The organism is Levilactobacillus wangkuiensis (genome assembly GCF_016861605.1).
GTDB lineage: Bacteria > Bacillota > Bacilli > Lactobacillales > Lactobacillaceae > Levilactobacillus > Levilactobacillus wangkuiensis.
The window spans coordinates 63,576-87,922 of sequence record NZ_BOLM01000002.1 but is presented as its reverse complement, the minus strand read 5'-3'; the positions used below and the strand labels follow the sequence as shown (position 1 = coordinate 87,922).

The following is a 24,347-nucleotide window of genomic DNA, read 5'->3' as shown; positions in this document are numbered from 1 at the left end:
AAAAAGGGTCATCCTCACGTGGGATGACCCTTTACTAGTTTAATCAATTAGTGATCACGTCGCAGGAGCATGGTCGTGAGCTTTTCGAGGTCGGCTTGTGCCTCGCCAGCAGGTAGCTGTTGAATCAGCTCTAACGCCTTTTCCGTGTGGGCCAGCGCCAGTTGTCGAGCGGCCGCAACGCCATGGTACTGGGCGACCAACGATTGAACGGCCTGAATGTCGGCCACCGTCATGTCCTTTTTCTTACGCAACAGGTGGTGGAAGTCGCGTTTAGCCTGGGGAATCGCCAGAATCAATGGCAGGGAGTAGACGCCAGAGCGCAAGTCTTCCAGGACGGGCTTCTGGGTTTTGGCCGGGTCGCCCGCGTAGTCTAAGATGTCGTCGAGCATCTGGTAGGCACAGCCAATGGCAATCCCAATCTCACGGGTGATGGCCACCACGCTGGCCGGTGCGCCGGAAAGTTTGGCACCGGTATAGCAACTCAGCGCAAACAGCTCGGCGGTCTTGCCGGCGACTTCGTTGAGGTAAGCGTCAACCGTAATGTCCTCACGGTAGTTGAGGTCCATTTGGTGGAGTTCGCCCTGCAGGATGCGGTGCATGGCGTCGATGTGTTCCTGCACCATGTGCCGGTCGGCCGTGGCCTTCAAGACCTGGTTGAAGTAGACCGTGAACATGAAATCGCCGGCATAAATGGCGTTCCGTTGGCCATATTTCATCTGAATCGTGCGGACGCCACGCCGGGTCGGGGACTCGTCGATGACGTCGTCGTGAATCAGGGTGCCGACGTGCAGAATTTCTAGTGCCGCCGCGCCGGCCTGTAATTCCGCCGGTGTGCCCTGGTTCCCAAATTTAGAGAATAGGTAAAAGTATCCCGGACGCAACAGCTTGCCGCCAGATTTTAACAACGCTAATATTTTGCTGTGGATGGGTTGGTTATCCAGCTGAACCGCCCGGAAAAGGTAGTCCTGTAGCGCATCCAATTGCGGTTCTACTTGTGGAAATTGCCGCCAAAGTTGTCGATCCATTTTGCACCTCGCTATGTATGTTACGTTAAAATTTATCTTACCGGCATGTGGAAACGTTGTCAAATAAAGGTTACTCTGTTGTTCGAATTTGTTAGGACGTTGGGTGGACTAGTCAGACCAAATCGGCGAGAAGTGGTGTGATATCAAGGATTATCAGACTGGACGGTGAGCGACGTAACGCTGGTGTAATCGTTATTGGTAAAAACTAATTTTGGGGAGACTGAGTGAACGGGCTAACCCATATCTGTGGCGGTTGAACTCACCGCAGGTATGGGCTATTATCAAATTGTGGCTAAACTAGGTGTTTGATTGCGCCTCCGGGCTGGTGAAAATGGGCCGTGACGCTGTGGGCGCACGTCCGAAGCCTGGGGGGCGGTCTTCGGACTTACTTTGAGCCCATTTTCACCAGCCCGGAGGCTGACACTGGTTTAGCCCGCGAGAATTACCGCCAATTTGCGTGGCATCTAGGGTGAAGGCCGTGGCACGTCCGTTCGGATACCTTAGTCCCTCTGGACGCACGCAATCATTTTCTGTGGCAAGTTATCGCGTAACAAAATATTTAGCATACATACTTCTCGGCTTATTTGGCAGTTTCATGTCAGCACTAAGTCGGAGACCAAATCAATAATATTAAACTTATAAAAATTCAGGAGGAATCCGTATGACCGTCAGTACCTTTCTCGAACTCGTTGAAATTAAAGCCAAAATTGCCTCTGTTTGGCCGTTCTTATTGGGCGTTATTTTTGTCCAAGCTAACTATCAGCATGTGAATTGGGGTGTTACCGCGTTATTTTTTGTGGCGATGTTGCTCTTTAACATGGCCGTGGATATCAATGATAATTATCAGGATTATACCAAGGCGGGCAATCAGGCTGCCGAGTGGAAGAAGCATACCAACATCATCGGGGCCCACCACCTGGCCGTTAACCGAATCTTTGCTCTGATGGCGAGCATGGCGGTCGTAGCGGGAATCATTGGCCTGACTCTCGTCTGGGTGACCGGCTGGCCGCTACTGGTTATGGGCGTCTTTTGTTTTCTCGTCGGCTACCTGTACGCTGGGGGGCCACGGCCGTTGTCTGGCACGCCCACGGGGGAGTTCTTTGCCGGATTTACCATGGGTTATATGATTATGCTAATTACGGTTTATTTAAACCTTTATCAAACGTCCGCCTTTACTGGGCCGCTCATGGGTCGGGTTTTATTGGCATCGGGAATCGCCGTGATGGCCATTGCCGCGTTATTGCTGGCTAATAACATCTGTGACGCCGCCGAGGACCTGAGCCTGAACCGCAAGACGATTGTCTACTACTTGGGCAAACAGGGGGCCTTATGGCTGTTTGCCAGCTTCTACGTCATCGGGTATCTGTCTCTGATTGTCAGCGTGATGCTGGGCGACCTGCCCAAATGGTCGTTGCTGGCGCTGATCAGCGTGCCCCTGATCGTCCGCAACGTTCGCGGCCTATTCCGCGTTCAGGTGAAGAAGGAAACCTTTATTCTGGCCGTACGAAGTCTGGGAATCTTAGCGCTGGTGACGGTTATCTCGGAATTACTCGGTCTGTGGTTGGGTTAAGCATTCCTAAATGTCTGGTCAGGTTGCTGTTTTTTAAGCGGCAATCGGGTAGAATAAAAGAAACACTTTTTGGAGGTCAAAGACGATGAAAATTTTAGAAGATCGCATTCGACAGGACGGGACGGTTTTACCGGGTAACGTGCTGAAGGTTGATAACTTTTTGAACCACCAAATTGATCCCCAATTGATGGACCAGATGGGGGCTGAATTTGCCCGCCATTTCAAAGATGCCGGCATCACGAAGGTGTTAACGGTCGAATCTTCTGGGATTGCGCCCGCCGTCATGGCTGGGTTACATTTACAGGTTCCCGTTATTTTTGCCCGCAAGCACAAGAGCCTGACGCTACAGGATAATCTGTACACGGCCAAGGTCTATTCGTACACCAAGCAGGTCAACAACGATATTTCCATTGACCGTCGCTTTCTATCGCCCGAGGATCGGGTGCTGATTGTGGATGATTTCCTCGCAAATGGACAAGCCGTTCAGGGACTGTTTGATATCGCTGAAACGGCGGGTATCACGGTCGCTGGGGTCGGTGTTGTCATCGAGAAACGTTTCCAGAAGGGCCACAAAATGGTCGTTGACGCCGGGGTGCCACTGGTGGCATTGGCCAGCATCGCTTCCTTTGCGGATGGTCAGGTCATTTTTGCCCAGGATTAGGCGCATCTAACTTGTTTAATCACTTGGGAAACTTTAGAATAAAAAGTGAATGGTTTCAATCTTTAACACTGACGAAAAAATTAATTTTAGGTAGAAAGTAGGGAGTAAATTGGCGAACACGGTCTTATATCCTGGAGATACTGTTGGGGTGATTGGTAACAGCGCTAACGCGGCAATGTTGGTAACGACGGCCCGGAAAATGGGGTTGCGTGTTGGGGCGTATGGCGCTGACGAAACGAGTGAGGCGCTACAATTAGCCGACTTCAAGGCAGTTGGCACCGCGAAGGATCGCGACAAACTTCAGCATTTTGCTGAGAGTTGTGCGGCCATCGTGTACGATTCGGACCGTGTGGACACGGACGTCATCAAATTTTTAGCGCAGTTCACCCGGATTCCACAGGGCGCAGACATGCTGGAAATGATGCAGGATCGGTTGTTAGAACGGGCCTTCTTTGATCAATTAAATGTGAACGTGGCCCCGTACGCAACGATCATCAACTTGGATGACGTGTACCAATCCGTCAATTCCATTGGCTATCCCTGTGTCTTAAAACCCATTCAAAAAGAATGGTCCCACGGCCGTGAGTTAGTCATCAAGACGCAAACGGATATTGCCAAGGCGGCGGGGTTACTCGATTGGGGAACCTACATCTTGGAATCCCAAATTGCTTATGATCGAGAATTCTCAATCATCGTTGCCCGTGATCAAGAGGGGAACCAACAAGCTTTTCCAATCACGGAAGTGCAGTCGGTCAATGACCGCGCTCAGAAGACTTGGGTTCCCGCACAACTCGATGACGACGTGGCTAGTGAAATTCACCGGATTGCGAGTGAAGTCGGCAAAAACGTTAACTATGTAGGGGTCTTTGAAGTTTCCTTCTATCTCACCAGCAGTGGCGCAATTTACGTGAAAAAGATTGTGGCCGCACCTAGCGAGACGGGGTACGTCTTCGGGGATGCCGCCACGGTCGACGAATTTGAACAACACATGCGCGCCGTTTGTGGGTTACCGTTGGCCCAACCAACGATCCTGACGCCGGCAGTCACGGCCAACTTTACGACCAGTCAGCTGACGGCTATCCAAACCCAGTGGCAGATCAAGGCCAACTGGCACTTCACCTTCTACCATTTGCGCAAACCCGCCGATGATGACGTGGTGGGGCACATTTCCGTGCAGGGGACAGCGGTTAAACCTTTGCTTGACCAGCTAGACGACACCGCAATCTGGTCCACCCCAACCGACCCAGCTGTCGACTAGGGTTAACAGGGGACTGGTGCCTCCGGGAGAGTGAGAATGGGACCGGAACGCTGTGGGCGAACGCCCGGAGCCAAAGAGCGGTCTCCAGGCTTACTTTGAGCCACCCAGGTGTCTCAAAGATATCAATGTTCTAACCGGCACAGACCGCCGCTAAGAACATTCCCACGGCTAAGCCCATTCTCACTCTCCCTGCGGCTCATATCCCGTTAACCCAGTGACGGCCGGTAAGTTTGTTTGGCAGTGGCCATTACTGGATTGAGGAGAGGGCAGCGGACATGTCGCGTTTTTAATCCGCTGTCAGCCGTGAGGTCGGCGAAAATGAACTCAGCCGTGGGAATTCTCTTAACGGTTGATCCTGACCGTTTAGAGAATTGGCGACTTTGAGACTCGTCTTTTGAGGCTCAAAGCGAGCCTGAAGACCGCACTTTGGCTTCAGGTGTCCGCCCACAGCGTTCCGGTTTATTTTCGCCGACCGGTAAGGCGCCAACAACGACAAATAAAAACAGTGACATTGCGCATCTGATCACCCGGCTGGCTGATTGGGTGCGTTTATTGGTGTGCACGGCTTTTTAACCGCTAAAATTATGGCAGCGGTCTCCAAAATTTCTTTTGAAATGTCGGGGACACTTCCAGCAGAACGTATGTTTTTTTGGTATACTATTCAAGACTAATTACAGAGAGGACTGTGTTCACGGTGGCAGGAGAAGAATTGTTAACTGGCATGAACGATAAGCAAACGGAGGCCGTCCTTCAGACGGAGGGACCGCTGTTAGTATTGGCGGGTGCCGGTAGTGGGAAGACCCGGGTGTTAACGCACCGGGTCGCCTACCTGATTGAGCACAACAACGTGATGCCGTGGCGCATCTTGGCGATTACCTTTACGAACAAGGCCGCCAAGGAAATGCGCGAACGGGTCATCAAATTATTGGGACCAGATGGCAACGACGTCTGGGTCTCCACGTTCCATGCCCTGTGTGTGCGGATCTTACGGCGGGATGCCGATAAGCTCGGCTATAACCGAGCCTTTACGATTGCAGACCCCGGAGAACAACGGACGCTGATCAAGCGGGTCTTGCGGCAACAAAACTTAGACGTCAAGAAGTTTGATCCCCGGTCCGTGTTAGGGGCCATTTCAAACGCCAAGAACGCCTTACAAACACCAGCGATGATGCGTGAAGCCGCTGGGAATCCCTTTGAAACGACGGTGGCGACGGTCTACGAGAGTTACCAACGCGAGCTGCAGGCCAACCAAGCGATGGACTTTGACGACCTGATCATGTTGACTATCAAACTTTTCAATCAAGATAAAGAAGTCCTGGGTTACTACCAAGAAAAATTCAAGTACATTCACGTTGATGAATACCAAGATACCAACGATGCCCAGTACACGCTGGTCAACCTGTTGGCTAAGAAGTACGGCAACCTCTGTGTCGTTGGGGATGGGGACCAAAGTATCTACGGTTGGCGGGGTGCCAACATGGAAAATATTTTAAACTTTGAACATGATTACCCCGCTGCTCACGTCACGCTGCTGGAGCAGAATTACCGGTCGACCAAGACCATCTTGAAGGCCGCCAACGACGTGATTCAACGCAACGTTAACCGGAAGAAAAAGGATCTCTGGACGGACAATCCGGAAGGGGAAAAGATCTCGTATTACCGGGGTCAAAATGAAAATGATGAGGCCCATTACGTGGTCGCTAAGATTCAAGAAGAACGCGAGCAACACAACCGCGGTTACGGCGATTTTGCCATCTTGTACCGGACCAACGCCCAATCCCGGGTGATTGAAGAAACGCTGGTCAAGACCAACATTCCGTACACCATGGTCGGGGGGCACAAGTTCTACGACCGCAAGGAAATTCGTGACGTCCTGGCCTACCTGACGTTGGTGGCCAATCCAGCCGACTCCATGAGCCTGGAACGGATCATCAATGAACCTAAGCGGGGCATTGGCGCAACGAGTGTCGAAAAGCTCCGTGATTTTGCGGAAATGCATGACTGGACCGAGTTAGAAGCTACGCAAAACATTGCGCTGGCTACGAACCTGGGTGCGCGGATTCGCAATGCCATGGAGAAATTTGGAATGACGCTGAGGGCCGTGCAAGACAAGGCCGCCACTATGAGCGTCTCCGAAATCACCAATGAATTGTTGGATCAGACCGGCTACATGGCCGCCTTGAAGGCCGTTGCGGCCAAGAACCTAGAGGCGGAGACCCGGATCGAAAACATCCAAGAATTCCTATCCGTGACGCAGAAGTTTGATGATGATTGGGATAACGCCGATCATGATGAAACGGAAGAACGACTGGTTGAATTTCTGGCCGATTTGGCCTTAGTTTCCGCGCAAGATGATGTTGAAGAGGAACCCGCTGAGGTAACCCTGATGACGCTGCACGCGGCTAAGGGGCTAGAATTTCCCGTCATCTTCCTGATGGGACTAGAAGAAGGGATTTTCCCACTCTCTCGGGCCATGCTGGAAGACGACGAGTTGGAAGAAGAGCGGCGGTTGGCCTACGTGGGGATTACCCGGGCCCAAACCAAGCTATATCTGACCAACGCCTACTCGCGGATGCTGTACGGTCGGCGTCAAACCAACCCGCAGTCCCGCTTCGTGACCGAAATTGATCCAGAGTTGCTGCACTTAGACTACAGCGAAACGCAATCCGGCTTGACCCCAAGTCGGCGTGACGTGCCATTTGCTCGGCGGACGGCCAGTGCGGTTGCCAAGCCATATGCCGGCAAGACCGGCCGGGTCATCGAGTCAACTGGCACGGGTGCCGGTGAAGTTAGCTGGGGCGTTGGCGATAAGGCCAGCCACAAGAAGTGGGGCATCGGGACCGTGGTCAAGGTCAACGGGACCGGTGAAGATGCCGAATTGGACATTGCCTTTCCAGAACAGGGTGTGAAGCGGTTGTTAGCCGCCTTCGCCCCAATTAAGCGAGTCGAAAAATAAGTGTGACGTGGGAGGAATTTGATGACTGACAAACCCATTAAAACCTTAACGGCGGAGCAAGCCGCTGCCGAGGCAGCAGAGCTCCGGCCCCAATTGATTACCTGGGGCAAACAGTATTACAACGCGGATGCGCCAACGGTCGAAGATGACGTGTATGACCGCGTTTATGCCCGACTGGTCGCCTTGGAAACGGCCTTTCCAGAAATCGTGACGCCGGAGTCACCCACCCAAAACGTGGGGGGCACCACGCGGGGCGACCTGCCTAAGGTGACCCATGAGATTCCCATGTTATCGTTGGGGGATGTGTTCTCCATTGACGAGCTCAAGGAATTTGATGAACGCCTTCGTGGCAATGTTGACGAGGACTTTGACTATAATTGTGAATTAAAGATTGATGGCCTGGCCATTTCACTGCGGTATGAAAACGGTGAATTCGTGCAAGGCTCGACGCGTGGCAACGGGCAAATTGGTGAGGACATTACGGCCAATTTGAAGACGATTCCGTCCATTCCCCAGACTCTGAGCCGGCCATTGACGATTGATGTGCGGGGCGAATGCTACATGCCTAAGGCAGCCTTTTTCGCGCTGAATGAGCGGCGCGAGGCGGCTGGTCAAGCCCCATTTGCCAATCCCCGGAACGCGGCGGCGGGAAGCCTGCGCCAACAAAATACGCAGGTGACCGCCGACCGTAAGCTGGCGACCTTCATGTATAACATCGCCGACTATGAGCCGTTAAATACGCGAAGCCAGAGTGGCTTGCTGGATGAACTGGCCGAACTCGGCTTTACCACGAATCCGGCCTACCAGGTTGCCCACAACATGGACGACGTGGCGGCCTATATCGACCGCTACCAGGGACAACGGTCCGACCTGCCTTATGGGATCGATGGCATTGTGATCAAGGCCAACTCATTGCCGCTTCAACGGGCAATCGGGGCGACGGTCAAGGTGCCGCGGTGGGCGATTGCCTACAAGTTCCCACCTGAAGAGGTTCAGACGACCGTCTTAGACATCGAGTGGACGGTCGGCCGGACGGGTATTGTGACGCCAACCGCTGTCATGACGCCCGTTGCCTTAGCTGGAAGCACGGTTGCGCGGGCCTCCCTGCACAACCCCGATTACCTGACGGCTAAGGACATTCGGTTGGGGGACACGGTCCTGTTGCACAAGGCTGGGGATATCATCCCCGAAATCTCTCAGTTTGTGGCGGCTAAACGACCAGCGGATGCGGAACCTTATCCCATCCCCACGAACTGTCCGTCCTGTGGGGCGAAGCTGGTCCACCTGGATGAGGAAGTGGCACTACGATGCATCAATCCGCGGTGTCCCGCCCAATTGGCCGAGGGGATGAATCACTTCGCCTCCCGGAATGCCATGAACATCGCCGGCTTAGGTCCCCAGATTGTAGCCCAATTATTTGACCGTAAATTGGTCGATGATGTGGCCAGTCTTTACCGGCTGACGACCGCCCAATTATTAACTTTAGATAAATTTGGGGAGAAGTCAGCCCAAAACCTCTTGACAGCGATTGATAATAGTCGCAATAATTCATTAGAACGTTTGCTATTTGGCTTAGGTATTCGCCACGTGGGGGCTAAAGCCGCGCGGTCGATTGCGGCTGAATTTGGTGACATTGGTAGTCTGATGGCAGCTGATAGCGAGAGCATCTCTGCCATTGACACGGTTGGTGGCATCATTGCTGACAGCGTCGTCACCTATTTTGCCAGTGATCAGGTTCGTGAATTGATTGATGAACTCCGTGCGGTCGGGGTCAACCTGACGTATACCAGTGGGGCGGCAACGCCCGTGGATACGGAGGGCCAGTTTGCTGGTCAGCGCATCGTGTTGACCGGGAAGCTCCAGGAGCTGAGTCGGCCAGAAGCGACCGCCTGGCTCGAACAACATGGGGCTACGGTCACAGGGAGCGTCTCCAAGAAGACGGATCTACTGATTGCGGGTGAAGCCGCCGGTAGCAAGCTCACCAAAGCCCAGTCGCTCAACGTTCCAGTCTGGAACGAAGCGCAACTACAGGCAGCGATGAACGAAACGAAATGATGACTTTAGGAGGAAACAAGTCGTGAAACGGTTACGAACCTTTATTGCGTTGGCCGCGGTGCCGTTATTTTTGGCCGCGTGTGGCAATTTAAGTAGTTCCAGTATGTCCGGAACTTCCGGCAACAGTAAGTCCGGGGGAACCCAATTAACGGGACAAAGCAGCGATGGTGATTACGAAGGGGTCATTAAGAGTGGCCACTACCAAACGAGTAAATCGCGTGGGGTGACCAACAGTCAAGACTCTGGGAACACGTACAACCTGAAGAGCTTTGAAAACGGGATGCTGAACGTCTCGAAGAAAGTCTTCTCCACCAAGAAGTATGTTTTCCAAGAAGGCCAGCATCTGACGGCATCCACCGTTCAGAACTGGTTGGACCGGAAATCTAAGTCGAATGCCACGGGATTAAACCCCACCAGTAACGGCTCAACGTCGTCTACTGGCCGGAACCCCATCTACATTCAGGCCTTAGAAGAACAAGATTACATGACCCAGAAGAACAACAAGCTGAGTCTGGGCGGGGTCACGATTGGAATCGCGGTCAACTCCGTGGATTACTACAAGAAGACCCAGTACGGGGCCACGTTTGAAACCAAGATCAGCAAGGCGGCTGGTGAAGCGTACGCTAAGAAGGCGGCCAATACCGTCCTCAAGCGGTTGCGGAAGAAGTCAGCGCTGAAGAACGTACCAATCGTCATTGCCATCTACCGGCAAGCCTCAAACGATAGCTTGGTCGGGGGCGACTTCATTGCCTACTCGAACAACAAGGCCGGCGCCACGAGCGTCTCCAGTTGGACGGCGTTAGGTGAGAAGAATTACGTCTTCCCCGTTGAGAGTGGCGAGAGCAGCCCGAACAGCAACGATGAAAGTTCCTTCTCAAACTTCAAAACAGAAGTGCAAAACTTCTTCCCGAACTTGAGCGGGGTCACCGCACAGGCTCATTACAATGGGAAATCGCTGACGGGGATGCACGTTAACATCCAGACGCAGTTCTACAGTCAAACGGAAATCATCAGCTTCACACAGTATCTCCAGACGGCCGCGCAAAAGTACCTGCCATCCGGGGTGCCGATTGACATTACGGTGTCATCGACGGACGGCGTGCAAAGCTTCTTGAACCGGACCACCGGCTCGAAGAAGTTCACGAGTCACGTCTTTAACAGTTATTAAAAAATAGGGGTCGTTGTCCTGCTCACCACATGACGAGGTGAGGGGATAACGGTCCTTTTTTTGAAATTTAACGTGTTTGCGACCGACTACCTGAAACTGGTGGCGTTTCCATGGAAGTTTTCTTGTCATAATCTTTGGCGTCCCACGGATATATGGTAGAATGTTAATGTATGTTTACCCTGGGAGTAGTCCGGAGTGAACGGTGAATTGCGGATAAATTAGAAAGAGGGATAATTGATGGCTAATCGAATTAATCGAGAACAAGTTCAACACGTTGCCGGCTTGGCAAAGCTTGAATTTACGGATGCCGAGTTGGACGCGTTTACGCCTCAACTGGACGACATTATCGGTATGTTTGAAACGCTGAGCGAAGTTGATACCGATGGTGTTGACGTGACCAGCAACGTTTCCGACCAAATCAACGTCATGCGTGAGGACGTCGCCGATAACTGGGGACAAAGTGAAGACCTGCTGCACAACGCACCAGACGCAGCTCGTGGCTTCATCAAGGTACCTGCCATCATCGATGAAAGCGAGGATAACGCGTAAATGAATTATTTTGACAAGGATCTCGCTAGTCTACACGCCGACCTGGTTGCCAAGAAGCTTAGCGCTAAGGAATTAACGCAAGCAACCTTCGACAACATCAAGGCAACCGACCCACAGATCGATGCTTTCTTAAACTTAAACGAAGACGCTGCCTTAGATCAAGCAGCGAAAATTGATGCTCAAGGGATCAACGCCGACCAACCATTGGCCGGGATTCCCATGGGACTGAAGGATAATATCGTGACCAAGGGATTGACCACGACGGCCGCTTCTAAGATTTTGGCCAACTTCAAACCCGTCTACGATGCCACGGTCGCTGAAAAGCTGGCCGACGCACAGATGATCAACGTGGGGAAGACCAACCTGGATGAATTTGCCATGGGTGGGTCAACCGAAAACTCTGCCTTCAAGACGACCAAGAACGCTTGGGACCAAACCAAGGTTCCCGGTGGTTCTTCAGGTGGTTCTGCGGCCGCTGTTGCCTCAGGCCAAGTGCCCGTTACGCTAGGTTCAGATACCGGTGGCTCTATTCGTCAACCCGCTGCCTTCAATGGGATTGTCGGGATGAAGCCAACGTACGGCCGCGTTTCCCGTTGGGGTCTGATTGCCTTCGGGTCTAGCCTGGACCAAATTGGCCCAATGACGCGGGGCGTGAAGGATAACGCCACGGTTCTGAGTGCCATCGCGGGTCATGACAATCACGATTTAACCAGCTCAACGCAGGCGGTGCCTAACTTCGCTGCCGACCTGAATGACGCCACGAGCGTTAAGGGCATGCGAATTGGTTTGCCAAAGGAATTCTTGGCCGAAGGGGTCAACGAGGACGTCAAGGCTGCCATCTTGGCTGCTGCTGACACGTACCGTAAGTTAGGCGCCACGGTCGATGAAGTTTCCTTACCACATAACAAATATGGGGTAGCGGCTTACTACATCATCGCTTCCTCCGAAGCCTCTTCTAACCTGCAACGGTTCGATGGGATTCGTTACGGTTACCGGGCTGACGACGTGAAGAACTTGGAAGACGTCTACGTGAAGTCTCGTTCCGAAGGATTTGGCGAAGAAGTTAAGCGTCGAATCATGTTAGGGACGTTCTCCTTATCCGCTGGATTCTATGACGCCTACTTTATCAAGGCGGCCAAGGTCCGGACGGTCATTATCAACGACTTTAAAGCGGTCTTGAAAGACCACGACTTTATCATGGGTCCCGTTGCACCAACCACGGCCTTCGGTATCGGTGATGAAATCAAAGATCCAATCACGATGTACATGAACGATGTCTTGACAATTCCCGTGAACTTAGCCGGGCTCCCAGGACTGTCCTTACCCGCTGGCTTCAGCAACAACTTGCCAGTCGGTATGCAACTCATCGGTCGGCCATTTGACGAAAGCACGCTCTACAAAGCGGGTTACGCCTTCGAACAAAACACTGACTTTCATTTACAAGTACCCACGTTAGGAGGCCAAAACTAATGAACTTTGAAACAACGATTGGGCTGGAAGTCCACATTGAGTTAAAGACCCATTCAAAGATCTTTAGCCCATCACCAGTTGCCTACGGGGCCGACCCTAACGCCAACACCAACGTCATCGACTGGGGTTACCCAGGGGTTCTGCCAACCACCAACAAGGGCGTCGTTGCCGACGGTATCATTGCCGCCTTAGCCTTACACGCCACGGTGGAACAACACACCCACTTTGACCGGAAGAACTACTTCTACCCAGATAACCCGAAAGCTTACCAAATCACGCAATCCGACAAGCCTATCGGCCATGATGGCTGGGTGGAAGTCGACGTTGATGGCGTGAAGAAGAAAATCGGAATCTCTGAAATGCATATTGAAGAAGATGCCGGGAAGAACACCCATGAACGGGACCACTCCTACGTCGATTTGAACCGGCAAGGGACGCCTCTGATTGAAATCGTGTCGAAGCCAGACATCGCTTCTCCAGCCGAAGCCTACGCTTACCTGGAAGCCTTACGCCAACGCATCCAATTCACCGGGATTTCCGATGTGAAGATGGAAGAAGGGTCCATGCGGGTCGATGTCAACATTTCCGTGCGGCCAGTGGGTCAGGAGAAGTTCGGGACCAAGACGGAATTGAAGAACTTGAACTCGTTCAACTACGTGCAACGTGGGTTGGAATACGAAGAAAAGCGGCAACAACAAGTCTTGATGTCCGGCGGCGCTGTGCAACAAGAAACGCGGCGGTTTGACGAAAAGACTGGCGAAACCATTCTGATGCGGGTCAAGGCCGGCTCAGATGATTACCGTTACTTCCCAGAACCAGACTTACCAGCACTGAACATCAGTGATGACTGGATCAAGGAACTCGACGCTGCCATGCCAGAAATGCCAACGAAACGGCGCGAACGTTACGTCAACGAGTTAGGCTTGACGGACTACGACGCTATGGTTATCACCCAGACCAAGGAAATGTCTGACTTCTTTGATGCCACGGTTGCCTTAAAGGCTGATCCCAAGATGGCCGCTAACTACCTGCAAGGGGACGTTAACGCCTACCTGAACGAGAAGCAAGTTGACTTGCAAGCCACTAAGCTGACCCCAGCCAACCTGGCCGGTATGATCAACTTGATTTCTGACGGCACCATTTCCAGCAAGATGGCTAAGAAGGTCTTCAAGGCCATCACGGATGGTGAAGAACCTAAGGCTTACGTGGAAGCTCACGGTCTGGTTCAACTGTCAGATCCAGCGAAGTTACAACCCATCATTGATGATGTCTTGTCAGCTAATCCACAATCCATCGAAGACTTTAACAACGGGAAGAAACGGGCCGTTGGTTTCTTAGTTGGGCAAATCATGAAGCAAACTCATGGTCAAGCCAACCCACAAGTTGTTAACAAATTGTTGATGACGGCATTACAGCAATAGAACATTGGAGGCACATCATGCGTAAACGGGCACGGGTCATTTATAATCCGACTTCAGGACGCGAGGCGTTGAAGAAAGACCTAATCGATATTTTAGCGGTGTTTGAGCAGGCAGGCTATGAAACCAGTGCCTACGCCACGACACCCGCACCAAATTCAGCACGCGATGAGGCGACCCGGGCAGCTAAAGCCGGGTTCGAACTCGTCGTGGCAGCCGGGGGCGACGGGACCATCAACCAGGTCGTCAACGGCTTGGCTGGCTTACCTCATCGTCCGAAGATGGCCATTATTCCTGCCGGTACCACGAATGATTATGCCCGGGCGTTACACATCCCACGGGAAGATCCGTTGGCGGCGGCGAAGGTCGTGCTGAAGGACCAAACCATCAAGATGGATATTGGTCAGGCCAGTGACACCTACTTCATCAACATTGCGGGTGGGGGTCTGTTGACCGAGTTGACCTACGACGTGCCATCTAACCTGAAGTCTATCTTCGGGTACCTGGCCTACCTGATGAAGGGGGCAGAACTCTTGCCCCGCATCAAGCCAATCGAAATGGATCTGACCTATGATGGCGGTCATTTCCGGGGGAAGGCATCCATGTTTCTCCTTGCGCTGACCAATTCCATTGGCGGGTTCGAGCAGATTGTGCCCGACGCGGCGTTGGATGATGGTAAATTTACCATGATCATCGTGAAGACGGCCAGCATGCCGGAAATCTTGCGGTTGATGGGCTTAGTCTTAAACGGGGGTAAGCATATCAACGATCCCCACATCATTTACGAGAAGACCAGTAAGGTGATTGCCCGGCCCGTTGAAGACCGGATGATGATCAACCTGGACGGCGAGTATGGTGGGGATGCACCGATGAAGTTCCGCAACCTGCGGCAACACATTGAAATGTATGCCAATCTGGATGATATTCCGGATTCGGCGGTCACTAGTGAATCTCCCGAATTGTTAGCGGCGGAGCAAAACTTCGTCAAGCAAGTCGAGAGTTTGCCGGAAGACCAAGACACTGATGTCTAGAGAGTAACTGGGAGGGATTTTGCGCGACGAATGAGCAGCAAAATCCCTTTCTCATTAAAGAAATTGAGGTTAATATGAAAACAAAAGCACCAGTAAGTAAAAACGAACGACTTGACGTGACCATTGCCGACCTGACTTACCAGGGGATGGGCGTGGCTAAGGTCGACGACTTCCCATTGTTCATCGAAAACGCCTTACCTGGCGAAGAGATTACCATTCAAGTGACCAAGGTTCAGAGCCATTACGGCTTTGCCCGGGCTATCTCTTGGCAAACGGAATCCGCTGACCGGGTCAAGGACGTGGACAAGACCTACCGGCAAACCGGTATCGCGCCGTTACAACACTTGGCTTACCCAGCCCAACTGGCCTTCAAGCAACATCAAATCAAAGAACTCTTCAGTAAGGCCCACCAAGACGTTGACGTCGCTGAAACACTGGGCATGGCTAACCCCACCCAGTACCGGAACAAGGCGCAAGTTCCTGTTCGCATGATTAAGGGCCAATTGGAGACCGGTTTCTACCGGCAACACAGTCATGAATTGATTCCGTTGACGGACTTCTACATTCAAGACCCCGCCATCGACGACGCCATCGTGAAGGTTCGCGATTTGCTGCGTCAATTTGAAATTCCTGCTTACAACGAAATCAGTGACAAGGGTGTTATCCGCAACATCATGGTTCGTCGTGGTTACTACAGTCACGAGATGATGATCGTACTGATCAGTCGTCAACAGAAATTGCCTAGTCAGGACCAACTGGTCGACCAAATTCACAAGGCCTTGCCTGAAGTTACCAGCATCGTCTTGAACGTGAACGCCAAGAAGACCAACGTCATCATGGGGAACGTGACCCGGACGTTGTATGGCAAGCCAACCATTGAGGACACCTTGATGGGCTTGACCTTCGCCATTTCCGCGCGGTCATTCTACCAAGTCAACCCGCAGCAGACTGAAAAGCTGTACCAAATGGCCATCGACAAGGCTGGCCTGACCGGGACTGAAACCGTCATCGATGCTTACTGTGGTATCGGGACGATTTCCCTGGCATTGGCTAAGCACGCTAAGCAAGTCTACGGGGTCGACATCGTGCCCGAAGCCATTGAAGACGCTAAGGTCAACGCGCAAAAGAACCATTTGACCAACGTGGACTTCTTCGTGGATAAGGCTGAAGACCAAATGATCCAGTGGCAAGCATCCGGCATCAAGCCCGACGTCGTGGTGGTTGATCCCCCACGTAAAGGTCTGGCCGAAACCTTGATTGCTTCCACTGCCAAGATGGGTCCTAAGAAGGTCGTCTACGTCAGCTGCAACCCAGCAACACTGGTGCGTGACGTGGCCCGGTTCCAGGAACTCGGTTATGAAATCGACGGGCCAATTCAACCCGTTGACCAATTCCCACAAACCCCACACGTTGAATCTGTGACCGTGTTGGTTAAGAAGTAATTTTCTACTGACATCCGCCTGTTTTATGGGGCGGATGTTTTTTTGTGCGCACTTATTTAATTGAAAATCGCTTGCTTGCTAAATGATTCTGGAAGCCAATGACCCAAGATGGCCCTTTAAGACGATTATTAACCGTTTTGGGGGCTGTCTTTTGCTCGGTTGGGGACTTAGGTCAATTAAAGGGAAAATCGTTATTTTGGCGTTTTTTTGCGGGGGAGTCAACAGGCTTCTTGAACAAATGTAATTCACTATTTTTGACTATTGTAAAATTGAAACAGACGCGTAAAATAAATGCTGATTGAGACACATCGATGATAGGTACTTGGCAATGAGAAAGTTGGGGAAAAGATGTTCCAAGATATTAGTCCCAAGGTTTTTGACAATCACTATGAGCAACGGCGCGCGCCCCGGGATAGCGATTACGTTGTGATCTATGACAATCGACAAGTTATCCTCGCCCACGAGCAGCGGCTGCCAAACTACCGCGAGGCCGTCCGCCAGTGGCAGCTTTCACCGACGCAGATGACTTATTTGTTCAGCGTCGATGAGACGGGATTCTACCTGGTTACGCAACGTGTCGTCACAACGGCTGAGTATCAGTATCAGCCAATCAATAGGTTTCAGAAGGTTGAACCGGTTTGGCTGGGCTTCGCTGGTGCGACCGCGGCGCATCTAGCCTGGTGGTATGAAACCAATCGGTTCTGCGGGCGTTGTGGGCATGCCATGCGACCGGACGAGCAGCAACGTGCGCTGACCTGTGGGCACTGTGGCTACCAGGTCTTTCCGCGGATCTCCCCAGTGGTGGTCGTGGGCGTGACCAAGGGGGATCAGATTCTACTGACCAAGTACGCTTCGGGCTATGCGCCCTACACCTTGATTTCGGGATTTGCTGAAATTGGTGAGACGCTAGAAGACGCCGTTCGCCGTGAGGTTCAAGAGGAGGTTGGATTGCACGTCCACAATCTGCGTTACTTTGGCAGTCAACCGTGGGCGTTCTCCGAGTCGCTACTGGTTGTCTTCTTCGCCGAACTTGACGAAGATGTGGCCATCGACTTGGAGCGCGATGAGTTGGCCCAGGCCCAGTGGTTCCGTCGGGATGAGATGCCGACCGATGGGGCCAAGTTTATTTTGGCCTGGGAGATGCGCAAAGCCTTCCGTGATGGTCGCGTGTAAGCATTAGTCGAAACGAAAAAGCAGCCCTGGCGAGTAATCTGCCGGGGCTGTTTTAACCAAACCGTTACTTAGATGAGTGGTCCAATTGGGCCCTTAATTGTTGCTGGGCGAAAGTTAAGACGGCTTTTTGACGTTCGGGGGACAGCTGCGAGAAGATGGCTTCAAAACAGACATCGTTCTCTAGCAGGTCGTCACCATAACGGGGATCAATTGCGGATTTATGTACGCCTAATGCATCTGCCAGTCGCTGAACGTTGCCAGGGCTGGGGGTAGAACGTTGGGCAAAGTAGCCCGAAAGCGTCGAGGTCGGAATGTCCGTTTTTTCTGCCAGTTCGGCCTGGGTCATGTCCCGACTAGCTGCTTTGAGGTTTTGGGCAATAATCCGCCGAATATTGCGTTCAAATGGAGATAATTCATGGCGGGGCACTACGTTCACTCCTTTTAAAATTAATACTAAGGTTAAATTTCACTTATTATCGTCATTATAACGAATTGTGACTAGACAAGCAAACAAGAAACTCCTATCAATCAATAATTGACAAAACGAATAAACTCGTTTAATATGTGGAAGTGATTGTAAGGAGGATTCCGTGATGGATAAGCTGCAAATTACACTAGAGGCTGCACGCCACAATGCGGGATATTCACAAAAAGAGGCGGCGGCCTGTCTAGGTATCCATTACCAAACGTTGGCTGCTTGGGAACGAGATAGCTCAAACTTGGGAATTAAAACCATTGAACGTTTGTCCCAACTTTACCAGATTCCCAAAAACTATCTGTTCTTTGGCAAGAAGGCTGAATTTATTCAAACAATCCGACAACGTGCGGCCAAAGGATAAGTTAAGGGTCATTTATTCAGGGGGGAGTCACCGGGCTGATCCGGTCAATCAAACAGGCTTAATTAATTATCGCGAGGGGTAACCCTGGCGATTTTTTGCGGTAGTAAACTTTTTTGGTGGCTGATGATTGATGACCAAATATTATTGCGTAGGGTTATCCTCCTTTCACCAGGATTAAGGAGTATGTAGCTGACAGGGATGAACAATGTGATCACCAACTTAATGCTGGAACTAATGAGTGACTGATTAACTTGGTGTTGATGTGATGATAGCTGATTTATACGGAGAAAGCTACTTTAATGCTTAGGTGCCGTAAAATTAGCCGTCCCTGAACCATTTATCCCAATGATTATTGACAAACAGTGATACTGTGGCTAGACTGAGAAGGTTAGGTGCGTTGTCCACTTGCTGGAATGTGGTGAAAAGCGCCCACAAATTGGCTACAGTTGTGGCCAGTAGGGGATGGAACAGATGAAGAAGAGTATTGTGGGATTGTTAGTTTTCGGCGGGTTAATCGGGGGTGGCCTGGTGCCACAGACGGCGCACGCTGCCAAGAGTCATCCGATGTTGTGGATGCATGCGCGAGCGGCTAGCTCATTTCATTTTCGCAAGTCGGGGTACAAGCACTACGCGTACACCCTACATAAAGTTAAACATAACCGCTACCGCTTGAAGCGGGCGTATCGCTTAGGCACCATGAAGAACAAGGTAGTTCATCAGGTTAAAGCTATTTCACTAGGTGGTCTGCGGTATGAGTACGACTATGTCACCTATAAGGGTAAGGGCGTTTGGGTCAATGAAAAATACTTAACTGGTTTTCGAACGAAGAAACGAACCAAGAGTAGTTCTACAATCAACAGTCAGCTAACGACGCCAACAACGTCTTCAACCACAACGTCAACGACCTCGACACCTGCCAAGACAGCTAAACCAACCGCGACCACCAAGACCACGGGTAGTCAGACGCAAGCAAACAAGACTATGCCGACTGCCACCAACAACGCTAAACTCTACATCAAAGACACCAAACATGTGTCCTGGAATGACTGGCTAAGTCTGCCAGATCTAAAGGGCGAGGTCAACGGTTTAACGTTCTATTACGTTGATGATGTACCTTACGATGAAGACGGCTTTCCTTACGTCACGCAAAGTCTATTTTCAGTGCCCATGCAGGTCAGCATCATGAAGAGCGACTTCACGCCGGCAACCTATAAGGCCATTACGGACAAGTGGGATACCTACTATGTTAGTGAGAAGCATGCGTTGTTCTGCCCCACCAACACAGAAGTTGGTCAGAAGATTCGGGACAACATGCCAGACTAGTTCGCTGCTGCCTGAGAGAAACTGGCTGACGACTGCTAGGAACTCTTGACAACAAATTCGTACTTGAAGACCAAATTCACCCAGAAATCGACTGGATTTTTAATCCAGCCGATTTTTTTGAAAAAATTTTTTCTAACAAAATGAGGGGCTTTAACGTCCGTCCCATGAACTAATTAATTTCACAAGCGAAAATGAAAACGTTATCAGAACGGGCTTCAATTAAGTAAAACGGTAAACCCGGAAAGTGAAACTTTTCTTGCCTGATTATGCACAAAGGTGCACGCTTTTGAACAGCGGTTCAATTCAGGGGTTTACAAATGTGCAGGAATTGGGTATGCTATTGGTGATAAATGAAAGGGGTTTCATATAATGACATTAACGAAAGCACAATTAGCAAAATACATTGACCACACTAACTTAAAGGCAGATGCAACTAAAGACAGCATCAAAGAAACTTGTGACGAAGCAAAGAAATTTGACACGGCTTCCGTCTGCGTAAACTCTTACTGGATTCCGTTCGTTGCTGAGCAATTGAAGGACAGCGACGTTAACCCAATCGCCGTTGTTGGCTTCCCACTCGGGGCCATGGCAACTGATAGCGAAGTCTTCGAAGCGCAAAAGGCTATCGATGACGGCGCCGAAGAAATCGACATGGTGATCAACATTGGTGAATTAAAGTCTGGTAACAATGATGTTGTTGAAGCTGACATCAAGTCATTGGCCGACGCTGTTCACGCCAAGGGTAAGATTTTGAAAGTTATCTTGGAAACTTGCCTGTTATCCAAAGACGAAATCGTTCTGGGTTGCAAGTTAAGCGAAAAGGCCGGCGCAGACTTCGTGAAGACCTCAACTGGTTTCTCAACTGCCGGTGCCAAGGTTGAAGACGTTAAATTGATGCGTGAAACTGTTGGCGACCGCCTAGGCGTTAAGGCTTCTGGTGGTGTTCACAGCTGGGATGAAGCCGTTGAAATGATCGATGCCGGTGCTAGCCGTTTAGGTGTCAGTGCCACGGTTGCTATCTTGACTGGTGCACCAGCCGAAAAGTCCGGTTACTAGAATTAAATTTGTGAAAGCGGGTAAATAAGGTATGAAGTACAAACGTATTTTTGGCTTAGTAATTGACTCAGTTGGTGCCGGGGCCGCTCCCGATGCCGCTAAATATGGCGATGAAGGCGCAGATACGCTGGGCCACATCGGCCAGCATTTTGCCGGTAAATTATCCCTACCAAACATGGCTAAGATTGGTTTATCTAACTTGCGTGACACCCCAATCGAAGGGGTTCCCGTTGCGGATAATCCTAAGGCCTACTACGGTAAGATGCGCGAAATCTCAGCCGGTAAGGATTCCATGGATGGTCACTGGGAAATGATGGGCTTGCCAGTTCGTAAAGCACTGAGCACGTTCCCTAACGGCTTCCCAGCCGACATCATCGACAAATTGGAAGCGTTCTCTGGCCGTAAAGTCATTGGTAACCGGCCAGAATCCGGAACCAAGATCATTGCTGAATTAGGGGAACAACAGATGGCGAAGGGCGACCTGATCGTCTACACCTCTGGCGACTCCGTTTTGCAAATTGCTGCGCATGAAGATGTCATTCCTTTGGCAGAACTCTACAAGATTTGTGAGTACGCGCGTTCATTGGTCAACGGCCCAGAATACTTAGTCGGCCGGATCATTGCTCGGCCATACGTTGGCCCTGACAAGGACCACTTTACCCGGACCGCTAACCGGCGTGACTTCACGTTGGAACCAACCGGCGAAACTGACCTGGACCGCTTACAAAAAGCGGGTGTCCACGTCGTTGCCGTTGGGAAGACCAACGATATCTTCTCCGGTCATGGGATCGACGAAGGCTACCATAACGAAAGCAACATGGACGGGATGGACCACGTCGACCACGTCATGGCAGAAGACTTTACCGGTTTCTGCTTCATTAACTTAGTTGATTTCGATGCCATGTATGGCCACCGGCGCAACCCAGAAGGTTATGGGCAAGCATTGATGGACTTTGACAAGCGCCTCGGCACAGTCTTAGACAACATGCATGACGATGACCTGCTGATGATCACCGCTGACCACGGGAACGACCCAACCTTTACAGGCTCCGATCACACCCGTGAACAAGTGCCATTGCTGGTTTACTCACCAAGCATCAAGCAAGGTGGGAGCTTAGGCGTTCGTTCACCGTTCTCTGACTTTGGAGCAACGGTCTTGGATAACTTTGGCGTGGCTGGCAACGATGAAGGCCACAGTTTCTTGGCAGACTTGAAATAGGTAACCACAACCATTTTAGGAGGAACTAATCATGAGTAACCATATTGAAGCTAAAAAGGGCGACATTGCTGACACTGTTTTACTTCCCGGTGACCCATTACGGGCAAAGTACATTGCTGAAACCTTCTTAGAAAACCCAGTTTGCTACAATAAGGTCCGGAACTGCTTCGGCTACACCGGGACTTACAAGGGCAAGCGCATCTCCGTGCAAGGCACTGGGATGGGGATTCCTTCAATCTCCATTTACGCCAACGAACTGATTAGTGAATACGGCGTAAAGACGTTGTTCCGGGTAGGGACTTCCGGTGGGATGAGCCCAGACGTTCACGTTCGCGACGTGGTCTTGGCCCAATCCGCTTCAACGGATTCTTCCATTATCCAAAACACCTTTGGTCCAGGCATGTACTACACCCCAATCAGTGATTTCGGTCTGTTGGACACCGCTTACCACGTGGCCCAAGACTTGAAGATCCCAGTTCGGGTGGGGAACATCTTGGCCGAAGATCGGTTCTACAACGACGAAATGGATCGGCAAAAGCTGATTGATTACGGTGTGATTGCCACTGAAATGGAATCAACGGCGCTCTTCCTGTTAGCTGCGAAGTACCACGTTCGCGCACTTTCTGTCTTGACCATCAGTAACCACTTGATTACCGGTGAATCAACGACGCCAGAAGAACGGGAAAAGTCCTTCAACGATATGATCAAGGTTGCTTTAGACACAGCCGTTAAAGCGTAATGAAGTGGCGGGTGCGGACTAAAGAGACGCACCCGCCTTTTCTATCGGATAATGAACCAGAGGGTGAATAGCTAAGTGACTGTTAGGACTACCCTGGTGAAGATAGTTTGAGTAGGCCAAGGGTGAAACACTCTTTGGATAGTTAGCGAAAAGTATCAGTGCCGGGACCGTGGCGCTTGGAACCGGCGGCTGATAGGAACAGAGCGCCTGGTACACAGACAGCCAACAGCCAATGGCTTATGGCATGACTGTGAATTAGACGGTAGGTATTTGGCTACGAAAGTGAAAATGGTAACGTCGTTGTTAGTGACCAGAGGTGGGGCACCTTGAACCCACCGGCGGGAACGACCACATCGTCGTGTTTTCACTATTCGTCGCACCAAAGAAAATAAATAACCAATAATGGGGAGGAAACGGGAATGGCAGAGACGACCGAACAGCGCTTGGCCCAAGGACTAACCGTTGCCAAGATGTATTACCAAGCTGATCAGAGTCAAAGTCAGATTGCCCAACAGTTGGGGATTTCCCGGCCGACGGTTTCCCGGCTCCTTCAGTTTGCTAGAGAACAAGGCTTAGTGCGGATTCAAATTGTGGACCCCGTGCAGGACGTGCAGACGCTGGAAGATGCGTTAGGTGCGGCCTATCACGTGGAGGTTCACGTGGTGCCCACGCAGTTGACCGCAACTGGTGACATTTTAAATGCGGTCGGGTCGTACGCCGCTCGCTATCTCGAAGACATTGTGCAAGAACATGATGTCATTGGGATTGGCTGGGGCAAGACCATCTACGCCATTGGCTCCAATTTACAACCCGATACCCTGACTGGGGTAGAGGTCATTCAACTTAAGGGGAGTGTGAGTTACTCCACTGAGCACACCTACGCTTACGAAAGCATCGACGCCTTTGCCAATGCTTTTCACGCGGTGCCGCAGTACTTACCACTGCCCGTCATCTTCGACCACCAACAAACTAAGGAATTGGTGGAGAAGGAACGGCACATTCAGTATCTGCTTGAGTTGGGCGAGAAAGCCAATATCGCGATTTATTCTGTCGGGACGGTCCGCAACAATGCGTTGGTCTTTCAGCTGGGGTACCTGCAGGAACCTGAAAAGGAATCCTTACAGGCCCATGCGGTGGGGGATATCTTCTCGCGCTACATTGATGAAAATGGTGAAATCGTTAATCCACAGCTGAATGAACGGACCATCGGCATTAATTTAGAAAGCTTAAAGCAAAAGGAACACTCAATTCTGGTGGCGGCAGGGGATGCCAAAGTTCCCGCCGTGAAAGCAGCCTTACTGGGCGGTTACCCGAATTGCCTCATTATTGATCAACACGCAGCAGCACAACTACTTAAGGACACGCCGAAACAGTAACGACGTTTATCCCAATTAG

The 24,347-nt window shown here is 51.2% G+C and carries 20 protein-coding genes; 18 read left to right on the top strand and 2 right to left on the bottom strand.

The window, feature by feature from the left end:
• Positions 1 to 47 precede the first annotated feature (47 nt).
• Positions 48 to 1,025: a polyprenyl synthetase family protein gene (locus JUF13_RS01555; protein WP_203637429.1), complete on the bottom strand. Its 978-nt coding sequence runs from the start codon at positions 1,023 to 1,025 to the stop codon at positions 48 to 50.
• Between the two features lie 661 nt (positions 1,026 to 1,686).
• Here JUF13_RS01555 and JUF13_RS01550 point away from each other — a divergent pair.
• From JUF13_RS01550 to nudC, 12 genes are all read left to right on the top strand, one after another.
• Positions 1,687 to 2,595, top strand: coding sequence for a 1,4-dihydroxy-2-naphthoate polyprenyltransferase (locus JUF13_RS01550; protein WP_203637428.1), 909 nt, complete (start codon positions 1,687 to 1,689; stop codon positions 2,593 to 2,595).
• A gap of 85 nt (positions 2,596 to 2,680) precedes the next feature.
• A complete protein-coding gene (locus JUF13_RS01545) occupies positions 2,681 to 3,256 on the top strand; it encodes a xanthine phosphoribosyltransferase (protein WP_203637427.1) in 576 nt (191 codons plus the stop codon).
• A gap of 109 nt (positions 3,257 to 3,365) precedes the next feature.
• Positions 3,366 to 4,514, top strand: a complete 1,149-nt coding sequence (locus JUF13_RS01540) for an ATP-grasp domain-containing protein (protein ID WP_203637426.1) — start codon at positions 3,366 to 3,368, stop codon at positions 4,512 to 4,514.
• A 694-nt stretch (positions 4,515 to 5,208) separates the two neighbouring features.
• Complete coding sequence (gene pcrA, locus JUF13_RS01535) at positions 5,209 to 7,470, top strand: DNA helicase PcrA (protein ID WP_203637425.1); 2,262 nt, start codon at positions 5,209 to 5,211, stop codon at positions 7,468 to 7,470.
• A gap of 21 nt (positions 7,471 to 7,491) precedes the next feature.
• Entirely contained in the window at positions 7,492 to 9,525 is a 2,034-nt protein-coding gene (ligA, locus tag JUF13_RS01530) for an NAD-dependent DNA ligase LigA (RefSeq protein WP_203637424.1), read from the top strand.
• A gap of 22 nt (positions 9,526 to 9,547) precedes the next feature.
• Complete coding sequence (locus tag JUF13_RS01525; RefSeq protein WP_203637423.1) at positions 9,548 to 10,693, top strand: CamS family sex pheromone protein; 1,146 nt, start codon at positions 9,548 to 9,550, stop codon at positions 10,691 to 10,693.
• Positions 10,694 to 10,930: 237 nt separating this feature from the next.
• Complete coding sequence (gene gatC / locus JUF13_RS01520; RefSeq protein WP_125765118.1) at positions 10,931 to 11,242, top strand: Asp-tRNA(Asn)/Glu-tRNA(Gln) amidotransferase subunit GatC; 312 nt, start codon at positions 10,931 to 10,933, stop codon at positions 11,240 to 11,242.
• The gene (gene gatA, locus JUF13_RS01515) at positions 11,243 to 12,712 is read left to right on the top strand and encodes an Asp-tRNA(Asn)/Glu-tRNA(Gln) amidotransferase subunit GatA (RefSeq protein ID WP_203637422.1); all 1,470 of its coding nucleotides are present in this window, start codon (positions 11,243 to 11,245) and stop codon (positions 12,710 to 12,712) included. It abuts the gene before it with no gap.
• Complete coding sequence (gene gatB / locus JUF13_RS01510) at positions 12,712 to 14,133, top strand: Asp-tRNA(Asn)/Glu-tRNA(Gln) amidotransferase subunit GatB (protein WP_125765116.1); 1,422 nt, start codon at positions 12,712 to 12,714, stop codon at positions 14,131 to 14,133. The genes gatA and gatB overlap by 1 nt, the downstream gene beginning before the upstream one ends.
• A gap of 17 nt (positions 14,134 to 14,150) precedes the next feature.
• Positions 14,151 to 15,161: a diacylglycerol kinase gene (locus JUF13_RS01505; RefSeq protein WP_125765115.1), complete on the top strand. Its 1,011-nt coding sequence runs from the start codon at positions 14,151 to 14,153 to the stop codon at positions 15,159 to 15,161.
• 74 nt (positions 15,162 to 15,235) lie between these two features.
• A complete protein-coding gene (rlmD, locus tag JUF13_RS01500; RefSeq protein WP_203637421.1) occupies positions 15,236 to 16,603 on the top strand; it encodes a 23S rRNA (uracil(1939)-C(5))-methyltransferase RlmD in 1,368 nt (455 codons plus the stop codon).
• 348 nt (positions 16,604 to 16,951) lie between these two features.
• Positions 16,952 to 17,776: an NAD(+) diphosphatase gene (gene nudC / locus JUF13_RS01495; protein ID WP_203637420.1), complete on the top strand. Its 825-nt coding sequence runs from the start codon at positions 16,952 to 16,954 to the stop codon at positions 17,774 to 17,776.
• A 64-nt stretch (positions 17,777 to 17,840) separates the two neighbouring features.
• Here nudC and JUF13_RS01490 read toward each other — a convergent pair whose 3' ends face one another.
• Positions 17,841 to 18,203, bottom strand: a complete 363-nt coding sequence (locus tag JUF13_RS01490; protein ID WP_125765112.1) for a helix-turn-helix domain-containing protein — start codon at positions 18,201 to 18,203, stop codon at positions 17,841 to 17,843.
• Positions 18,204 to 18,369: 166 nt separating this feature from the next.
• Between JUF13_RS01490 and JUF13_RS01485 the strand changes: the two genes are divergently transcribed.
• The 6 genes from JUF13_RS01485 (at position 18,370) to deoR (ending at position 24,328) form a co-directional block, all read left to right on the top strand.
• Positions 18,370 to 18,615, top strand: coding sequence for a helix-turn-helix transcriptional regulator (locus JUF13_RS01485; protein ID WP_125765111.1), 246 nt, complete (start codon positions 18,370 to 18,372; stop codon positions 18,613 to 18,615).
• A gap of 471 nt (positions 18,616 to 19,086) precedes the next feature.
• Complete coding sequence (locus JUF13_RS01480; RefSeq protein ID WP_203637419.1) at positions 19,087 to 19,938, top strand: hypothetical protein; 852 nt, start codon at positions 19,087 to 19,089, stop codon at positions 19,936 to 19,938.
• Between the two features lie 369 nt (positions 19,939 to 20,307).
• Positions 20,308 to 20,994: a deoxyribose-phosphate aldolase gene (gene deoC, locus JUF13_RS01475; protein WP_125765109.1), complete on the top strand. Its 687-nt coding sequence runs from the start codon at positions 20,308 to 20,310 to the stop codon at positions 20,992 to 20,994.
• A gap of 31 nt (positions 20,995 to 21,025) precedes the next feature.
• The gene (locus JUF13_RS01470) at positions 21,026 to 22,213 is read left to right on the top strand and encodes a phosphopentomutase (RefSeq protein WP_203637418.1); all 1,188 of its coding nucleotides are present in this window, start codon (positions 21,026 to 21,028) and stop codon (positions 22,211 to 22,213) included.
• 31 nt (positions 22,214 to 22,244) lie between these two features.
• A complete protein-coding gene (gene deoD, locus JUF13_RS01465) occupies positions 22,245 to 22,952 on the top strand; it encodes a purine-nucleoside phosphorylase (RefSeq protein WP_203637417.1) in 708 nt (235 codons plus the stop codon).
• 419 nt (positions 22,953 to 23,371) lie between these two features.
• Positions 23,372 to 24,328, top strand: a complete 957-nt coding sequence (deoR, locus tag JUF13_RS01460; RefSeq protein WP_125765106.1) for a DNA-binding transcriptional repressor DeoR — start codon at positions 23,372 to 23,374, stop codon at positions 24,326 to 24,328.
• Positions 24,329 to 24,347 lie beyond the last annotated feature (19 nt).